The sequence below is a fragment of the uncultured Amphritea sp. genome (assembly GCF_937127095.1).
Lineage (GTDB): Bacteria > Pseudomonadota > Gammaproteobacteria > Pseudomonadales > Balneatricaceae > Amphritea.
On sequence record NZ_CAKZLP010000085.1, the window covers coordinates 82862 to 101970 of the forward strand.

General features: G+C 50.1%; 12 protein-coding genes. All 12 read left to right on the forward strand.

Features of this window, described 5'->3' with window-relative positions; all coding sequences use genetic code 11:
- Nucleotides 1-8: 8 nt before the first annotated feature.
- The gene (locus Q0499_RS22595; RefSeq protein WP_299204934.1) at nt 9-731 is read left to right on the forward strand and encodes a SapC family protein; all 723 of its coding nucleotides are present in this window, start codon (nt 9-11) and stop codon (nt 729-731) included.
- A 7-nt stretch (nt 732-738) separates the two neighbouring features.
- A complete protein-coding gene (gene tssA, locus Q0499_RS22600) occupies nt 739-2403 on the forward strand; it encodes a type VI secretion system protein TssA (RefSeq protein ID WP_299204937.1) in 1665 nt (554 codons plus the stop codon).
- Between the two features lie 22 nt (nt 2404-2425).
- Entirely contained in the window at nt 2426-2911 is a 486-nt protein-coding gene (gene tssB / locus Q0499_RS22605; protein WP_299204940.1) for a type VI secretion system contractile sheath small subunit, read from the forward strand.
- A 50-nt stretch (nt 2912-2961) separates the two neighbouring features.
- Entirely contained in the window at nt 2962-4446 is a 1485-nt protein-coding gene (gene tssC, locus Q0499_RS22610) for a type VI secretion system contractile sheath large subunit (RefSeq protein WP_299204943.1), read from the forward strand.
- 57 nt (nt 4447-4503) lie between these two features.
- Nucleotides 4504-4923 (forward strand): type VI secretion system baseplate subunit TssE, encoded by a 420-nt coding sequence (tssE, locus tag Q0499_RS22615; RefSeq protein ID WP_299204946.1) that lies wholly within the window; start codon nt 4504-4506, stop codon nt 4921-4923.
- Between the two features lies 1 nt (nt 4924).
- Entirely contained in the window at nt 4925-6712 is a 1788-nt protein-coding gene (tssF, locus tag Q0499_RS22620; RefSeq protein ID WP_299204949.1) for a type VI secretion system baseplate subunit TssF, read from the forward strand.
- Nucleotides 6676-7947, forward strand: a complete 1272-nt coding sequence (tssG, locus tag Q0499_RS22625) for a type VI secretion system baseplate subunit TssG (protein WP_299204952.1) — start codon at nt 6676-6678, stop codon at nt 7945-7947. Before tssF ends, tssG begins: the two co-directional genes overlap by 37 nt.
- Before the next feature lie 45 nt (nt 7948-7992).
- Entirely contained in the window at nt 7993-10770 is a 2778-nt protein-coding gene (gene tssH, locus Q0499_RS22630) for a type VI secretion system ATPase TssH (protein WP_299204955.1), read from the forward strand.
- A complete protein-coding gene (locus Q0499_RS22635) occupies nt 10763-12409 on the forward strand; it encodes a sigma 54-interacting transcriptional regulator (protein WP_299204958.1) in 1647 nt (548 codons plus the stop codon). The genes tssH and Q0499_RS22635 overlap by 8 nt, the downstream gene beginning before the upstream one ends.
- An 87-nt stretch (nt 12410-12496) precedes the next feature.
- Nucleotides 12497-14623, forward strand: a complete 2127-nt coding sequence (locus Q0499_RS22640; protein WP_299204961.1) for a type VI secretion system tip protein VgrG — start codon at nt 12497-12499, stop codon at nt 14621-14623.
- Nucleotides 14624-14631: 8 nt separating this feature from the next.
- Entirely contained in the window at nt 14632-15480 is an 849-nt protein-coding gene (locus Q0499_RS22645; RefSeq protein WP_299204964.1) for a DUF4123 domain-containing protein, read from the forward strand.
- Nucleotides 15481-15506: 26 nt separating this feature from the next.
- Entirely contained in the window at nt 15507-19088 is a 3582-nt protein-coding gene (locus tag Q0499_RS22650; RefSeq protein WP_299204967.1) for a hypothetical protein, read from the forward strand.
- Nucleotides 19089-19109: the final 21 nt, after the last annotated feature.

The window sequence follows — 19109 nt, forward strand, 5'->3', positions numbered from 1 at the left end:
ACTTTGAAATGCTTCCGATGTTTTATAAGCGACTCACTGCAGTCAGCTCTACCGCACACACTGATCTGAATATTGAGGCAAATGATTACCGTTTTGCCGAATCAGCCAACGTAATTCCTGTTGGTGTTTCTGAATTTAGTCAGTTGCTATCTCATTACCCCATTGTTTTCATAAAATCGGATACCGGGTATACCCCTGTTTCTGTGGTCGGTACAGAAGCCGGGCAAAATCTATTCGTAGATGAGAGTGGTAAGTGGCTGGTCCCTTATCTGCCTGCCTATGTCCGTCGCTATCCCTTCACGGTTGCTTCTGTCTCAGAACAGAGCAAAAGCCTGACGGTTTGTATTGATGAAACCTATACTGGCTGTAATCGGGAAGGGCGTGGAGACGCACTGTTCAATCAAGATAAAAGTCAGACTGAGTATTTACAAAAGACCAGCCAGTTTCTGCAACAGTTTGAACTGGATTTCAGGCGTAACAAACTTTTCACTGAAAAACTAGTTGAGCTGGATCTGCTTGAGTCGACAGAAGCGACGTTTATTCCTGAGGGGGCAAAGAAAGGGCGCAAGCTGGATGGCTTTTTTGTTGTTAATCGGGAACGTCTGAAGCAGCTGGATCAAGCTGATGTGCAAGAGCTTCATCAGTCGGGGGCGCTGGAACTCATCTATCTGCACCTGGCTTCCCTGGCTCGTTTTTCCGCTCTGTTTAACTCCAACTTGGTGAATAGCTGAGTCGGTTATGGGAATCATGGAGCAAGACTGGGCAGAAAAGCTCGCAACTTCGCCGATCAGTGCGCCTGAGCGAACTGGCAGAGATATTCAGCATGAGGATATTTATAGCGAGCTGGATGACGAGATCAAAAAGGGTGAAGGGATTGATATTCAGCCGATCGACTGGACCCGTGTTCAGGTGCTTGGCGAAACAATTCTGCGTGAACACTCTAAAGATCTCAGGGTTGCCAGCCGCCTCAGCGTTGCTCTGTATTTTAGAAATGGTTTTGCCGGGCTGGTAAATGGAGTGGCATTGTTGGCATCGATGCTTGAGGCCGATTACTGGGACAATATTTTTCCAACCCGGGCAAAAAAACCAAACAAGTTACGCGCAGCAGCGTTTGAATGGCTGGTAAAAAAGCTGGAACGCCCCTTATCTGAGTTTCAAGTAACGGCCGCTACTGCCAGTGATGTTATTCTGTGTGGTGAACAGTATAAGCGCCTGGAACTAGCGATTAATGAGCGTCTTGGTGATGATGCTCCTTTCCTGTTTGAGTTCAAAAATCAGCTTAATCGTTTCTGTCAGGACGCAGACTATATTTTGGCTGAACAGAGAAAAGCGCCGTCAGCCGAACCCGTTGATTCAGTTGAAAAGCCGCTTGATAGTGCAAATCCCTCAGTATCAACATCGGCTATGGCGACAGCTGAGCGCGCCCAGAAGCAACCGGCCACTCAAAGCAATGTGCAAGCGCAACCGGTCGCGCCGATTAAAGCACAGGCTCAATCGGTGGCCTCAACTGCAGATATCGAAAAAGCGTTGACCACCAATAACCGAACTGTCGATAAGATCTGCCAGTTGTTGCGCGAGCAACGCATTACTGACCCATACCCATACCATCTCCTGCGTTCCAGTACCTGGATGATTCTGGAAAAACTTCCTGCCAGCGGTGTTCTGCCGAAAATTCCTTCAGATAGCCGGATTCAGGAACTGCAGGCTCTGGAACAAGCTGGTAACTGGCAGGTATTGATTCAGGAGTGTGAAAAAAGTTATGCCGGTGGCGCTATTTTCTGGCTAGGGCTGCATCGCATGGTGTGCCGGGCATTACAGGAACTGTCAGCACCGGATGCTGCCGAAACGGTTGTCCACAATGTCAGTCATTTGCTGGCACGTTTTCCTGAATTCAGTAAGAGTAAGTTTGCAAATGGTGAAGGATTCGTTGATCCGTTGACTCAGTCATGGATTGAAAGTGAGCTGAGTATAACCGGCGCAAGCGATAGTTCTGATTCTCCGCGGGTAGATGCTCCGCAATGGATTTCTGCCTATGGAGAAGCCCAACAGGCTGCACTGAAAGGGCGTTTCGACGAAGGATTAAAGCTATTAAGTGATGGTGCTGCTCATGCGAATGGTGAGCGACAGCGTTGTTTTTGGCAGCTACAACAAGCTCAGTTCTGTTTTGATGCGGGCCATCTGGACGTGGCTATGTCACAGCTGAAAATGCTGCATCAAATGCTGCAGGCGAAAGGCCTGGAGAGGTGGGAACCTGAGCTCTATCTGAATGTAATAAAACTACTGCTAAGCGGCCACAGTCAGAAACAAGTAAAGCAGAAATATACCAAGGAACAGCAGGACGAAGTGGATCAGCTGAGAATGGCCCTGTGCCTGATGGATCCATTGAGCGCGCTGGCTCTATAAATTTTAAGAGGGATGAAAACTCATGGCTAAAGATGGATCAGTGGCACCGAAGGAACGTATCAATATCGTCTATAAAGCGGCGACGGGCGATGGCAAGCAAGACATTGAACTGCCAAACAAGATTGTGATGCTGGGTGATTATACGCTTCGGGAAGAAGAGGATGATCTGCAGGATCGGGACCTGATTGATGTGAACAAAGAAAACTTCTCTGATGTGATGGCTAATCAGCGTTTGAGTGTGCAGATGACGGTACCTGACAAACTCTCCGGTGAGGAAGATGCAGAAATTTCAGCAAATTTGTCATTTAACAGTCTGCGTGATTTTGAGCCAGAGTCTGTTGTTAAGCAGGTCCCTGAGTTGGCGAAACTTCTTGAACTACGTGAAGCACTCTCATTTCTTAAAGGGCCGCTTGGTAACGTACCGGCGTTCCGCAAGCAGATAGAAGAATTGTTGGGTGATGATGATTCCCGTAAGAAGCTGATGGCTGAGCTGGGTATCGAAGAATAGTAACTGCGTCACTGAAGCATAACGGTGAACACGAAGTAAGGGATTGAACTATGTCAGAACAGGAACAGATAGCCGCTCAGGCCGCTGTAGAGTTAACCAGTGACGGCTCGTTGCTTGATCAGATCATGCAACAGACCAATATGAAAACCGGCGACGAAGCCTATGATGTCGCATCAAAAGGTGTCCAGGCCTTTATTGCAGAGATTCTGAAGACCGGAGAAAAAAGCGAACGGATTCGTAAGCAACTGGTCGATGAGATGATTGCATCTATCGATGAGAAACTGAGCTTGCAGGTGGATCAAATAATCCATAATGACTCTTTTCAGAAGCTTGAGTCCGCCTGGCGTGGTCTTAAGTTCGTTGTAGATCGCACAGAGTTCCGCGAAAACAACCAGATTCAGCTGTTAAATGTTTCTAAAGATGATCTGATAATGGATTTTGAAGATGCGTCAGATATTACCGAAACAGGTCTGTATAAGAAGGTGTATACAGCAGAGTTTGGTCAGCACGGCGGTCAACCGGTTAGTGCGATGATTGCCAACTATGAGTTCGATCACAGTGCGCCCGATATCAGCTTACTGCAGAACGTTGCCAGTGTTGCCACTATGTCTCATGCGCCTTTCATTGCGGCGGCTGCGCCAGAGTTTTTTGGCGTGGATGATATCCAGAAACTGCCAAACCTGAACGATATCGCATCCATTTTCGAAGGGCCTCAATACGCTAAATGGCGCTCTTTCCGTGAAACCGAAGATGCCCGTAGTATTGGCCTGACCATGCCTCGCTTCCTGCTGCGTCTACCCTATGATGAGCGTGATAATCCGGTAAAAGCGTTTAAATATAATGAAAGTATCTCTGGCGATCATAAAAACTATCTCTGGGGCAATACATCGTTTTCATTTGCCACCCGCTTAACCGAGAGCTTCTCTAAATATCGCTGGTGTCCAAATATTATCGGACCTCAAAGCGGTGGTGCGGTAGATGACCTGCCGTTACATCACTACGAAGCGATGGGGCAGATTGAAACTAAGATTCCGACAGAGGTGCTGGTATCAGACCGTCGGGAGTTTGAACTTGCGGAAGCGGGCTTTATTCCGTTGACCTTCCGTAAAGGCAGCGATAACGCAGCATTCTTCTCTGCTAACTCAGTCCAGAAGCCTAAATTCTTTGGCGTGAGCAAAGAGGGTAAACAGGCTGAAATGAACTATAAGCTGAGCACGCAGCTGCCTTATATGTTTATCGTAAACCGCCTGGCGCATTACATTAAAGTTCTGCAGCGTGAAAATATCGGTAGCTGGAAAGAGCGCAACGATCTGGAAGAGGAACTGAATGTCTGGATCCGTCAGTTTGTTGCCAATCAGGATGGAGCAAGTGCTGATGTGCGCAGTAAACGTCCCTTGCGAGAAGCCTCTATCGAAGTTTCTGACGTCGAAGGTGAACCGGGTTTCTATAAAGTGGCGTTACATGTCCGTCCACATTTCAAGTATATGGGTGCTGATTTCACCTTGTCCCTGGTGGGCAAGCTGGATAAGTCCTGATCGATTAACGGTACTTGAGAAAACCGCTCTCGTGAGAGGGCGGTAAGGAATACAGGTATGTTGCACTACACCCTTCTGCAGCGCGTAGCGCTGGGGGATGAGGGGGCCAAGCTGTCACTGGATGTTAATGAAGATAAGTTGCGTGAGTCGGTACAGATGCACATGCAGAATATGTTCAATGTACGCCAGGGCAGTGTGACGGCTCTTGATGACTATGGACTACCTGACTTCAATGATCTGGATATGAGTAGCGGTTATATGAAAGCCGTGACCGAGATGCGTAAAGCGATCAAGCTGGCGCTGGAAAAATATGAGCCTCGTCTTGATCGGGTCAGAGTTCGTTATCTGCAAAATGATGATAATCCACTCGACTTACGCTTCGAAATTAATGCGCATATGGCGATACCAGAAAGTCCCGTGCGGGTGAGATTTCAAACGATGATGGCGAATGACGGCCTGTGTAAGGTAGTCGGTTAACATGGCGTTTAATAAGTACTACCAGGATGAACTTTCATATCTACGGGACATGGGTGCGGAGTTCTCTCGCCAGAACCCTGGATTATCCAAGTTTCTCTCAGAAGAGGGGAATGACCCGGATGTTGAGCGTCTTTTCGAAGGTGTGTCATTTCTGACCGGGCGGTTGCGGCAGAAACTGGATGATGAGCTGCCGGAAGTCACCCATGCTCTGCTGGGATTACTCTGGCCTCACTATCTTCGCCCACTGCCATCAATGAGTGTGCTGGAGTTTAAGCCAATTGAAAATGCGCTGATTGAAGGTAAGCGGATTCCTCGGGGCGAAGCGGTACAGTCGGTTGAGGTGGAAAACACCAGCTGTCGATTTCGTAGTTGCTACGATGTGGATATCTACCCGATCGAGCTTCACCAACTGAGTTCTACGAACCAGAGTGATGGGGCCTCTCTGACGCTGGATTTTCAGCTTGAACCCGGCGCCGCTTCAGAAAACCTGGGGCTGGATAAGTTGCGCCTGTTCCTGCATGGGGACCGTGAGATGCATATTAGTCAGGGGCTTTATCTCTGGCTGTTTCGTTATCTGGATAAGCTGGAACTCTGTGTGCAGTTGCGCTCCGGTCAGCAAACGCGGATTCAACTGGGAACGAAGGCGATTACTCCGGTGGGGTTTGCGGATGATGAAGCATTGTTACCCTATACGAATCGTTCATTTAATGGTTATCGCTTGCTGCAGGAATATTTCAGTCTTCCGGAAAAGTTTCTCTTTGTTGATATCAATAACCTGGGCGAGCATCTGCAGGTGCCGATGATTGAGTCGTTCAGCCTTAAGTTTACGTTTAATCGTAAGTTCGATTCGCAGCTGCGACTTCAGAAGGGGCATATTCGGCTGTACTGCACTCCGATTATCAATCTGTTCAGTGCGGATGCAGACCCGATACGGGTTGATCATCGTCGGCAAGAATATATGGTTCGTCCCAGTCATGAGAAGCAGGAGCATATAGAGCTCTTCTCTATCGACCATGTTAGTGGAAGCTTGCGCGGCCAGAGTAAGCGCTATCATTATCCGGCCTTTGAAAGCTTTGACCATGAGATCCGCAGTGACAGCAACGATAAGCAGGTATTTTTTTCATTGAAACGTCGTTTGTCGACCTTACAGAGTGGTCTCGACAGTTTTATCAGCTTTGTGCATGTTGATAGTCGGGATACGGTTCCCCCGACGGAGACGATCTCGCTGGAATTGACCTGTACCAACCGGAAGTTGCCTGAGGTTTTACGCGCCGGAGATATTATTTATCCAACGGCAGACTCGGTCGAGTTCGCTTCATTTCGCAATATTACCCGGGTGACAAATGCGCTGCAGCCACCATTGCGGGACGGTTTGCATTGGCAACTGATCTCCCAGATGGCGCTGCACTATCGGTCATTATCAAGGTTGGATTCATTGCGAACGCTGCTGGCCTGTTATGATTTTCGCGCTTTTTTTGATCGTCAGGCCGAGCGTGCCAGTCAGCAGATGCTTGAAGGTATTCAGAGTATTTCCACTGAGACCCGCGACCGGATCATAAAAGGTGTGCCCGTGAGAACCCTGCAGACTAAGCTGCAGCTGAGAGAGAGTAAGTTTGGGGCGAAAGGTATTCAGGGTGAGAGCACCATGTTTTTGTTTGCCTCTGTGCTGAACGGTTTTTTTAGCCAGTACGCAAATATCAATGCTCACCATGAGCTGGAAGTCGAAGGGCTGGATAACGGAGAGATCTATCGATGGCAGATTCAGAGCGGTCAGCATTTCTTACTCTAAGTAATGAATTGCAGCGGACCGCCCATAGCTTTGAGTTTTTCAAAGCGGTGAATCTGCTGGAATCATTACATGAGGGAGCACGCGTTGGGTATCAGGGGCCGGTAGCGAAAGAAGCGATACGCTTTAAAGGCCATCCAAGTCTGGCATTTCCGGCGAGTGATATTCAGCATGCAGGCATTAACCGACAAGGTCAGTTGGAGCTGCAGAATAATTTTATTGGCTTGTATGGGCCGGCATCGCCGATGCCTGCACATGTCACTGAATCGATCATTGCCGAACAGATGCAGATTGAGAATCAGGAGCTAATTGAATACTTCCTGACGTCTGAACAGCAGATCAGAGCGCTGCGGGATCATCGGTTGGATATCTCCAATATGGTGCTTCGGGCTGCTGAATATAAGCAGCAAATTCGCGCGGGAGTTCTCAGTGTCCGGTCTCTGAGTAATGATGAGCTGGAACAGTTGCGCAGTGGCGAGAGCTTACACGAGCTGTTGAGCCCGACAGAACAGATGAGTTTCAGAAACGGGCAGTTAGTCATACAGGTTTTTGAACTGCCAACATCCCGCCAGCGGGACTTTCTTGATCTGTTTAATCATCGGCTGACGGCGTTTTTATACCGTATCTGGCATAAATACAGGCCCGCTTTGCAATATCAGCCGGGCGCCGGGGATGATTTTTCAGAGTGGCTGTTTGCTCTGATGGGCGCACCTGAAAAGGCATCCCGGGAAGAGTCCGCAATCAACTGGCCACGGTTGCTTGGGTTTTCCGGTTTGATCGCGATGCAGGGGAATTCTGCCAGCGTCCTGCGTCAAGTTGTCAGCGGTTATTTCAATAATGTACCGGTGCAGATTATTGAACATGTTGAACGCTGGGCGTTGGTTCCGGATGAACAAAAGAATCGCTTAGGCCTGGGGCCGAGTCTGTTGGGCGAAGACATTACCCTGGGTAGCCGGGTAAAAGATTTTAATAGTAAGTTTATAGTGCAGTTAGGGCCGATGGTGCATTCACATTTTGCGCACTTTCTGCCCAGTGGGAAGCATTATGCAGCCCTGAAAGAGATGATTCTGATGCTAATGCCAGAACAACTCTGCTTTGATATTGAACTGGTTTTACAGGGCGATCAGGTGCCTGAATCACGACTGGGAAGCGAGGGTAGTTGCTATCTTGGCTGGTCTGGCTGGCTTGGGAATCCGCATTCCGATGATCGCAATGTAATACTGCATGGTATTGGTTAACTGGTTCAGACGTTAGAGTACTGAACTGCAACAGGGACGTTAAAGATGGAAAAGATTCAGCTTAAATCATTGGTTGAGCGGCTTAACAGCAACTGCACCCGAGCGCTTGAGGCTGCCGCAGGGCTCTGTGTTTCGCAGGCCGGGTATGAGGTTAGTGTTGACCACTATCTGATGAAGCTGCTTGAAGAGGAAAATGATCTGGCGCGGATTCTGGTGCACTACGACATCAATGTGGTTAATTTTGTCAAACGCATTCAGCACAGCATCGAACTGGATAAAAAAGGTAATCAGGGTAAGCCCGTCTTTTCTCAGACATTAGTGGGGCTGCTGGAAGATGCCTGGTTGATTGCCTCTCTGGAACTGGCTGCCCCTGAAGTTCGTAGCGGACATCTGGTTATGGCGATACTGGCCAATCAGCGGCGTCATGGAATGGCCAGCTATGTTGATGATCTCAATGCAGTTCCCTACGATGATCTTAAAACACACTATCAGGCAGTGACGGAAGGCTCTTGTGAGGTTCGTCATGCCTCGAAAGGTGCTGTTGCCAGTGCGGTTGCTGACGCTGATCTGAGCATTCTGGAAAAATACTGTACCAATATTACCGCTAAAGCCCGGTCTGGCGACATCGACCCGGTTTTCTGCCGCGATGTTGAAATTCGCCAGATGATCGACATTTTGGGACGGCGGCGCAAGAACAACCCGATCTGTGTCGGTGATGCCGGTGTAGGTAAAAGCGCAGTGGTTGAAGGCTTAGCGCTGAAAATTGCTCAGGGCGATGTCCCTGATGTACTGATGGGCGTTGAACTTTATGGCCTGGATCTTGGTTTGTTACAAGCTGGCGCCAGCGTTAAAGGTGAGTTTGAAAATCGTCTCAATGGTGTGATTAATGCGATTAAATCATCGCCTAAACCGATCATTCTGTTTATCGATGAAGCGCATACCCTGATTGGTGCTGGCGGTGCCGCCGGCAGTGGCGATGCGGCAAACCTTCTGAAGCCTGCGCTGGCCAGAGGGGAACTACGCACCGTTGCCGCGACAACCTGGTCCGAATATAAAAAGTATTTCGAGAAAGACCCGGCACTGGCACGGCGTTTCCAGCTGGTGAAGCTGGATGAGCCTACGGTTGAGCAGGCGGTCATTATTATTCGGGGTCTGCGTCAGACTTATGAATCTGCCCACGGTGTCTATGTCAGAGATGATGCGGTTGAGGCCGCTGCCAGGCTGTCGTCCCGTTATATCTCCGGCCGCCAGCTACCGGACAAAGCGGTGGATGTTCTCGATACCGCTGCTGCGCGGGTGAAGATTAGTATTACCGCCAAGCCTGATGCGATTGATGATCTCGAGCGCATGATACAAACGCTGGAACGTGAGTTGCAGGCGCTATCGCGTGATATATCCAGTGATGTTTTGGCAGATGAGGGGCAGTTAACTGCGTTAGAGCAGCAGATTAGTAATCATCAGGCTGAACTGGAAATACTGATGATTCAGTGGCAATCAGAACAGGAACTGGTCAACAGTATCGTGCAGTTACGTCAGTCACTTGCTCAGCATAGGGAACAGACGGGTGATGGAGAAGAGGACGGCTCTGAAGAGAAAAGTGTCGAACTGGAAGGCTCTGAACTGGACGGCTCTGAACAAGAAGGTGCTGAACAGTCACTGCGTCAGGATATCAGTGACAGAGTCGCGGCACTGAATGCCCTGCAACAGGACAATCCACTGATTCATTATGAAGTGTCGCCGGACGTAGTCGGGCGCGTTATTGCCGACTGGACGGGAATCCCGCTGGGTAAAATGGTGCGTGATGAAGCGCAGAGTGTTCTGAGCTTCAACAACCAGTTACAGCGTAGGATAAAAGGACAGAACCACGCCATTGATGCGATTGATCAGGGTGTCCGCGCAGCAAAAGCAGGCGTCAATAATCCGGAAACGCCGATGGGGGTTTTCCTGTTTGTCGGCCCCAGCGGTGTCGGTAAAACTGAAGCCGCTATCGGGGTTGCCGACCAGCTGTTTGGCGGTGAGCGCTTCCTCACCTCAATTAACATGTCTGAATTCCAGGAGAAACATTCCGTTTCTCGCCTGATCGGATCACCACCCGGCTATGTCGGTTATGGCGAAGGCGGATTACTAACCGAAGCGGTTCGGCAAAAACCCTACTCGGTCGTATTGCTGGATGAAGTGGAAAAAGCTGACCTGGAAGTCCTGAACCTGTTCTATCAGGTGTTCGATAAAGGGATGTTGTCTGATGGTGAAGGTCAACTGGTGAATTTCCGCAATACCATCGTTTTCCTCACCTCAAACCTGGCGACCGATATCATTACGGATATGTGTGCCGATGGTGAACGCCCCTCTAAAGAGGCCTTAATCGAAGCGATTCGTCCGGTGCTCAGCGCGCATTTCAAACCGGCATTACTGGCACGGATGCAGATTGTTCCGTTCTACCCGATCGCCGCCGAAGTGATGGGCGATATTGTCCGTATCAAGCTGAATAAGCTGGTGCAACGTTTAGCCAGCAGTCAGAAGCTGGCACTGCACTACAGTGATCAGGTAGTTGAGACCATTGCGCTGCGCTGTACTGAAGTGGAAACCGGGGCCCGGAACATCGATCATATTCTCAATGGCACTCTGCTGCCGCAGATCGCTACTGAAGTGTTAGAACGGATGGCGGATGAAACCCGTTACACCAGCCTGTTGCTTGATATCGATGATACCGGGGGCTTCCGTCTGACATTTGGCAATGACTATGATCTCCAAATGGTTGAAATCGCCCCGCAAATGCCAACAGTTGCTGCAGCCGACGATACTGTAGTGTCCGCAGATGATTGAACAGAGTATCGAAGATTCCCTGCTGGCGTTAGAAGAGCTGGTACAGATCAATCTCAGTATCACCCGGGAGAAAGATCTGCATCTGCTGCTGGATAAAATTCTCACGGCAGCCCGGAAACTCACTGCGGCTGAAGCCGGGTGCATATACATTCTTGATAGAACCAAGCGTTATCTGCACCCGGAAGTTATTCAGGGAGACTATCTGCAGAACAGTGTTGTGCCACTGCATAAAGTCGATCTGAGGCCGGATCGTCGGCCAAATATGGAAGCGATTACTGCATATACAGCCCTTTCAGGGCAGATTGTTAATATCAGCGATGTCTACACTTACAGCGGTTTTAATTTTGACGACCTGTACCATCGGGATCGTCTCAGCGGCATCCGCACCCGTTCGCTGATGGTCATTCCGCTGACGGACTATGAAGGTGTTAGTCTGGGGGTGATGCAGCTGTTTAATCGCCGGGTAAGCGAAAAGGGTGAAGTGGAAGCGTTTCCGACAAAACTGGAAGCCTTTGTCCGGGCCTTTGCTGTTCAGGCCGTTGTGGTGGCAGAAAATACCCGCTTACTGACTGAAAACCGAAACCTGATAGTGCAGCTGGATGAAACCAATCAGGTGCTGCAGATCGAAAACGAAGAGTTACGTAACCGCATGAGCGGTAAGCTGATGGTCGATGAGATAATCGGTCAGTCGGCAGCGATGAAGAAAGTGTTCAGCCTGATTGAAAAGATTGCAGACTCAACGGCTACCGCGTTGATTCAGGGCGAAACCGGGACCGGTAAAGAGTTGATCGCAGCGTGTGTTCATCGTAACGGGCCTCATCGTGACGGGCCGTTTATCGCGCAAAACTGTGCTGCCTTGCCGGAAGACCTGCTTGAAAGCGAACTTTTTGGTTACCGCAAAGGCGCGTTTAGTGGTGCGACCAACCACAAAAAAGGTCTGATTGAAGCCGCAGAGGGAGGCACTCTGTTCCTGGACGAGATAGGCGATATGCCACTTAAGCTTCAGGCCAAAATATTGCGGGTGCTGCAGGAACGGGAAGTCAGACCACTGGGTTCACTGGAAAGTATTCCTGTGAATATCCGGGTGCTGGCGGCAACCCACCAGGATCTGCCAAAACTGATAGAGCAGGGTCGTTTCCGGGAGGATCTGTTTTACCGCCTCAATGTTTTTCCAATCGAACTGCCACCTTTGAGAGAACGTCGGGATGATATTCCGGCATTGGTGCACCATTTCATCTGTCAGTTTTCAAGCCAGTATGGCAAACCTATCAGCGGCATAAAGCCTCAGGTGTTCGACCTGATCCTGAGTCTGCCACTGCCGGGAAATATCCGCGAGCTACGTAACATCGTCGAGCGGGCGGTGTTACTGGCAGACAAGGATGGCGTGATAGAACCTCAACATCTGACTGGATATGAAGCCCATGAGGTTCCGGTTACTCCGTTAGAGCAGGAACTGGATACCGGCGCCAGCCTGAAAGATATCATGGGGCGGCTGGAAGCCCGGGTAATCGCCCGTCACCTGCAACGTCATAACGGCAACCAGACCCGTACAGCCGATGCATTGGGTGTTTCCCGTCGTTCACTGGTGGAAAAGCTGGGTCGGTATAATCTGCGAGAAAATACCTGTGAACTTAGCTAATGGCACATGGTTTGCTGTGAAATTGGAAAGATATGGAAGCCCTCGTAGTGTTGATACTGCGAATCTATTTATACAAGGGATTGAGTTATGGTGTTTTTAAAGGCGAACGAAGAACGCTTTTTCTTTCAGCTACAGGATACAGACGATTCAGAACAGTTCAGTCTGGTACGGCTTAACGGCGCAGAGGAGATCTCGGCGCTGTTTGAATTTGCCATCGAAGTGGTCTCCGACGATGGAGATATCGATTTTGCTACTCTGATCGGCCAGCCAGCGTTTGTTACCCTGCTGGATCAGACCGATGGTAGCGATGAACTCACCCGCTATATCCACGGTATTGTATCGGAAGTCACCCTTGGCGATCAGGGGGTCAATCAGAGCACCTATCATATCCGCCTGGTGCCTAAAATCTGGGCGCTGCAGCATCGGCAGAACAGCCGGATTTTCCAGTTTCAGAATGTCCAGGTCATCATCCAGACTATCCTCACCGATGCCGGGTTGAACACCGATGAGTTCCGTTTTGATCTGCTCAAAAGCTATCCGGATTATGACTACTGCGTGCAGTACCGGGAAACCGAGCTGGATTTTATTCAACGGCTGCTGGCTGAAGAGGGGATTCACTACTACTTCGAACACAGCGATGAAGGCCATGTGCTGGTGTTCAGCGATACCTCCGGTTCTAACCCGGCGATCAGTGGTGATCCGCTGCTGGACTGTTTCCACGACAGTCAGGGAGCGGTGCGTGAACAGCACATCTTTAACTTCAGCTACAGCGAATCGATCGTCCCCGGTAAAGTCACCCTGCGGGATTTTGATTTTAAAAAGCCCAACCTGAAACTGGAATCGGCTAAATCCGGCGAACTCGACGTGCCACTGGAGATCTACGACCATCCGGGCCGCTTTATCGATTCAGGACGAGGCAATAATAATGCCTTGATTCGGCTGGAGTCCCTCAACCGTTATCGCCAATCGGCGAAGGGCAGTAGTGACGTCAACCGGATGACCCCGGGTTATAGTTTCGAACTCAGCGGACACGACCGGGATGCACTCAATAGTGAGTATCTTATTGCGCGGGTTGAGCATGAATGTTCTCAGCCACAGGTGCTGGAAGTGGGCGCATCGACCGAAGGCAGCCAATACAGCAACAGTTATCTGTGTGTCCCTTTCAGCGTACCGTTCCGCCCCACAACCGATGTCAGATCCCCCCACGTCGAAGGCACCCAGACCGCGACTGTTACCGGCCCCGAGGGTGAAGAGATCTACACCGATGAGCATGGCCGCATCAAGGTTCAGTTCCACTGGGATCGCGAAGGACAGGGCAATGAAACCAGCTCCTGCTGGATCCGGGTCAGTCAGATCCATGCCGGCGGCAGTTTCGGCGGCATGTTTATCCCCCGTATTGGCGAAGAGGTGATCGTTGATTTCCTTGAAGGCGACCCGGATAAACCGCTGGTGATTGGCCGGGTGTATCACGGCCTCAACCGCCCCCCTTACAAGCTGCCGGAACACAAAACCCGCTGCACCATTAAAACCAACTCCACCAAAGGCGGTGATGGTTTTAATGAGATCCGTTTTGAAGATAAAAAGGGTGAAGAGCAGGTTTTCTATCACGCTGAAAAAGATATCGATCAGCGGACCAAAAACGACCATCGCAGCTGGCTGGGTAATGACAGGCACAAAATTGTCGAAGGTAAGGTTTACAGTGAGTATCGCAGCGATGAACATCACCTGACTCAGGGCGATCAGTTCCAGCAGGTCAATAAAAACCAGCACGTGACGGTAGATCAGAACCTGCATATCTCCGTAGGGCAAAAAAGCCACCTCTATGCCGGGCAGCAGATCCATCAGAAAGCCGGACAGAAAATCTATATTACCGCGGGCACCGAGATCGTCCTGAAAGCGGGCAGTGGTATGGTCAAGCTGGATCCTTCAGGCGTCACCATAACCGGTGCCAGTATCAAGTTGAACTCCGGTGGTGGTGGCGGAAGTGCGGCAAAAGCATCACCGACCCCGCCAACACCGCCTGTTGAAGCACAGAGTGATGATCCCGGTCAGATTAGCGAGCCCTTGCCACAGCAGGTGGCCTGGCAGTCAACACCGGCCTTTACGCATCAGGTGGCACAAGACCGGGTGACTGATCAGCCAATTACACAGATGTGTCAGAAGCAACCCGATGGCAGTTGCCCGTTGAGTGATTGCCCCTGTGGGCGGAACTAGGAACAGGTATGATTAATACTCTGGAAAAAACATTAAATGATATGCCTGGCATGACGGCGTATCTTTTGGCCGACTTTCATCCGGAACAGTTACAAACACTATTTGAAGTAGCGGATCTGGATGAAAAAGCGGCGCTTTTTAGCGGCACTCTGTTTAACGAACAATTGAGCTATAGCCCCTGGCTTTTTGAGTTTGGTACAACGTCTCAGCTATTCGAATATTATGCGGTTGGCGAAGAGGGAAAAAGTGCGCCACAGGGTATTATTTTAATCGCGTCAACTGAACTAAGTTTTGCGCAAGTGCTGGCGCAGTTGCAGAACCGATTAGTCATCCGCTTTGACGGTCAGCGACAGGGGTTACTACATTTCCAATCCCCTGTTATTGCCCACTACCTGTTTAATGATAGCGCGGCAGCTGACACTGATCGCTGGCTGGGTAAACTCTCAGGTGTAATCTGGCGGCACGCAGAACTCAAAGGCCAAACAGATACCTGGTATGTGCATATGCAACAGCACCTGGGTGGTGCTGATCAGAAAGAGTGGGAACTAACGGAGAGCCAGCAACAAGCGCTGGTCAGACTTAAAACCGATCAGTTGATTAAACAACATCATAAAGCGCTTTTTACTGATACTGAAAGCCCCGTAACTGACGAATGGTGGCAGCTGCAGCGCCATTATATTGATGATATTCAGAACTGCGGTGTAAGTGACACATCATTGATTCTGCAATATCTGCAGCAATGTCACCGTCCAGACAGTGAAGCTGTTTATATCCCGATACCGCAATCGGCTGAGCGGATACGGGCATTGCCAACAGAACAGCAGCGATTTGTTGTTGCCACAGGCCATCTGATTTAATTGTTACAGGATTCGAAGGTACAGGGATGAGTACAACTAACACAGGCACAAATATAGGCCCTGCATGCGACAGTAAAAAACTGTTTATTCAGGTGTATGGCAAGCAGCACCCAGCAGGCCATCGTTTTGCATTTTATGATCTGACTAATCAGCAAGAGCAGGAGTGGCTGAGCAATCAGAAAACGGTAGAGTCGGTTGATCTTCAAGAACATCCGGCATTTGAACTCTGGCAATGGCCCTGGGATGGGCAGCCCAAGCGTAATGTATGGTTGGATATAGAAGCTGAACAGGGAGCCCCTGTCCGGGTCAGCCTGTTTGATGAAGTTGACCAGTGTAAACGTCAGGAAAAAGCGCAGTATTATGCTTTGCAACCTGTCGTTCCGATGCTCGAATGGACTGGTTTACTGGATAAAAAATTATATGCTCTGCCGCCAAGGTTTGGTTATCTCTACCTGTTTCGTAAGGGCCTGCTATGGCGAGAGCTATTGGTTAGCCACAATGACGCTGATCAACTGGAGATGCGGGATATTCGTCTTACCGATCATCGTCAGGGGGAGCAGATTAAAACCACGGATAATCTGCGTCAGCCGGTGGGTAAACCACTATCTGAGTTGTGGATACCCATACGCCAGCAGGGCGGTAAAATCACAGATGTTGAAATGGCCTTTAGCGAAGTGCAGTGGTCCGCTGCCCGGGTTAATTATCTGCAAAATAATGCCGCCGCCCGTCGCCAGCGCTGTTGTCGTGTAAGGGCTGAGCCTTCGCTGCAGTTGCGAACAGGGCGACTGGTGGATATTGCCCGGCAGCCCTCACAACGACCAAGGGATTCTACAGAGGAACTACTTACCCCTACCCCTGAACGTTATAGTACCGATCTGGAATCAAACCATCTGAGTACGCTATTCCAGAGTGTCAATGACGATCTACAAAAGTATGAAGAAGGAGGGGCTGCCGCAGTTAGTACTGCCAGTTGGGGTGACCAGGACACTAAAGAGTCATTTCTTTATGCGGGGCAGGCACGCGGTGCGGTAATGGAGAAAATCCTACGGGATGAGCAGAATCAGCAATGCTCTCCGGTTGAAGAGGTTTGGCAGGAGGCACCGAGTGTAGAGGATATCTGGATCGATGCTAAACAGCGTCATATACCGGGTTTATTGTTGCCAGATAACCTGTTTCAGGTGCGCCATGCGGCGCAAACGGTAGCAGGCGTTCAATTATATCAGCAGCACCTGTTGCAGCGTCAACAGATGCAGCCTAACTACCGTAGTGCAGAATTGCTCGCCCTGCGGGGCCTGCCACCAACGATTGGCGGCAAAGAAAATCCGATATCTAAATTTTTTCATGGAGAAGATATAGGTTTTCTGGGGGGGACTTTTCATAGCACGATCCGCACAATACAGCGACAAAACCTGGATAATAGCTGGCGAGCTAGTCAGCAATATCTGATGGCACAAATCAAAGACCACAATAATCAACAACTACTGGCTGATTATTTCAGCCTGGAAGGCGTGGATTACATTGCCGGTTTTAAACTGGTGACTGATCTGCTCGCACCACTGACCAGTCAACCGGGTGTTCTGGATAAACTTAATGGCGCTGATCCGTTTCGTCCGCCGGTTCAGGATCCGGCAAACCAGTTGGTGGCGGATATCTTTAATCACAACAGTGGCCAGCCGTTAAGCGAGATGTTGCTGCGGGGTGAATCATCTCCGGCAGTCGATCAGTATTTGACACAACAGGAAGTGGAAGAAAACATGGGTGATGGCCGTTTCCGGCTGGGCTATATGCAGCAGCAGGCAGGTCTGGAGGTTCAGGAGGCTTCGGTGGCTACATTTGAAGTCACGGCGCTGCTGGCCTTGAAAAAAGCCCGGCCTGATCTGTTTACTGAATCAAGACGGGCAGCCAGTGTCTTTGGTTTTGTTACCGCAAAACTGACAGAGACTGCCAATACAGCTCTGACCCGGGTGTTGGGTGCAGCAGCCGGCGAGAGTCTGGAACGAACCATGCGAGTGCATGGTAACCTGTTTAACCTGCTACGAAGCAGTGATCCACTGCTTCATGAACTCACCTTTAAAGCCCGCAAAACTGCCGCAGTAAACGAAGTGGTACTGGGTGTCGAAGATCTGACAACAGGAAGGCGGTTTGGCCTGAGCGAAGCCCAGCGTCAGTACCGGCACGCAGGAAGTCATCAGGCACGTTTCTATGGCGATATCAGCGGAGCCAACGGTGAGCTTCAGGCCAGTACCAGCCGTGCCCGCGCGGCCCGCTCTCTGTCAGAGCTTCAGCTGAGTGAGGTGCGTTTTATCACCGCCCCCGCGAATAGCGAAGCTGTAAGAATTCTGAGACGTCATCAACAGGCAACTGAAGCACTGTTAACAAGCGGTGAGGCGCGAGGGGTTGAGGTTGTTCGGAATGTCGATCTGGCCAGAGAAGGCCGAAGAGTGGACCGGTTTATCAAACTGGGACAGCTGGAGCAAAAGGTACAGCTGCCGTTTGCCTTATTGCTGTTTGAAATGTGGAATTTGAAGTTAGCTGTAACAGGGGTTCGAGAAAAAAGTATATCAAGAGCTGCTTTTGATTTTATTTCTGCAGCACTAATAGATCTGCCTGTAGCTTTGATGAATGCGGGTAAGTTTTACCACGAATACTGGGCAGGAGGTGGCGGCAACCCCAATATTCTGGCAAGAGCCGGTGCAAAAGTCGTTTTTGATAACAGTGCAGGATCTGCTTTTAATAAATCGGCACAAGCGTTTAGTACGAGACTGGCTGAGAGACTCCCGCAACAGATAACCCGGGTCTGGATCGCGACTGCTGCGTCGGGGGTTTTATGTACTGCTGCCTTTATCTGGGATGCGATTAATGCGTTTGATAAAGGCGATAATGATAAGGGCGCTGCCCTGGTTGCAGCAGCGCTGGGCACGGCGATGATGACTGCCTCGGGTCTGCTGACCGGGCTGGGACCGGTGGGTTGGGTAGGTCTGGTGCTGATGCTGGGCGGAGTGGGGCTGAGTATCTGGCTCACCGATACCCCCTTAGAGGAGTGGATCAAACATGGCCCCTTTGGCAGTGAAAAAGATGATGCTCCCTGGCTGCAAAATGAGGAGGAAGCCTATATCCGGCTGCTGAATCTGTTTGCGGGCATCCGTATCTCCATTCGAGATAACGGTAGCTTTGATAGCAAAGGCAATCGCCTGCAAACCATCAGCATCCAGAGTAACCTGCCGGATGATGCCGGGCTCGAGTGTTACCTGCGACTGCGTCAGAACAATATTACAATGATCGATATCAGCGCCGTTACTGTGGAAGATAACCGTAAGGTCTATCAAAAAAGGTCGGTGGAGGGCTATAACAAGATTGACGGTGGGCTGGAGATTATTGTGTCAACCCCACCATCAGAAGGAACGTCATCGTCCAGAGAGAATGTTAGATATGACTGGGCGGTGAAAGCCCGCTGGCGTATGTTGATAGCCGATTGCGATCTATACTCTTTTCCTAATCTGAAACCCCTGGATGATGCAGCAGAAAGGAAAAATAACCTGGCCGTAAACCCCAATTTTGAACAAGAGAATCAGCCGGGCTGGGCCGATGAGCTCAGCTACGGTAGCTAATCATAAAAGGACAGCGAACGA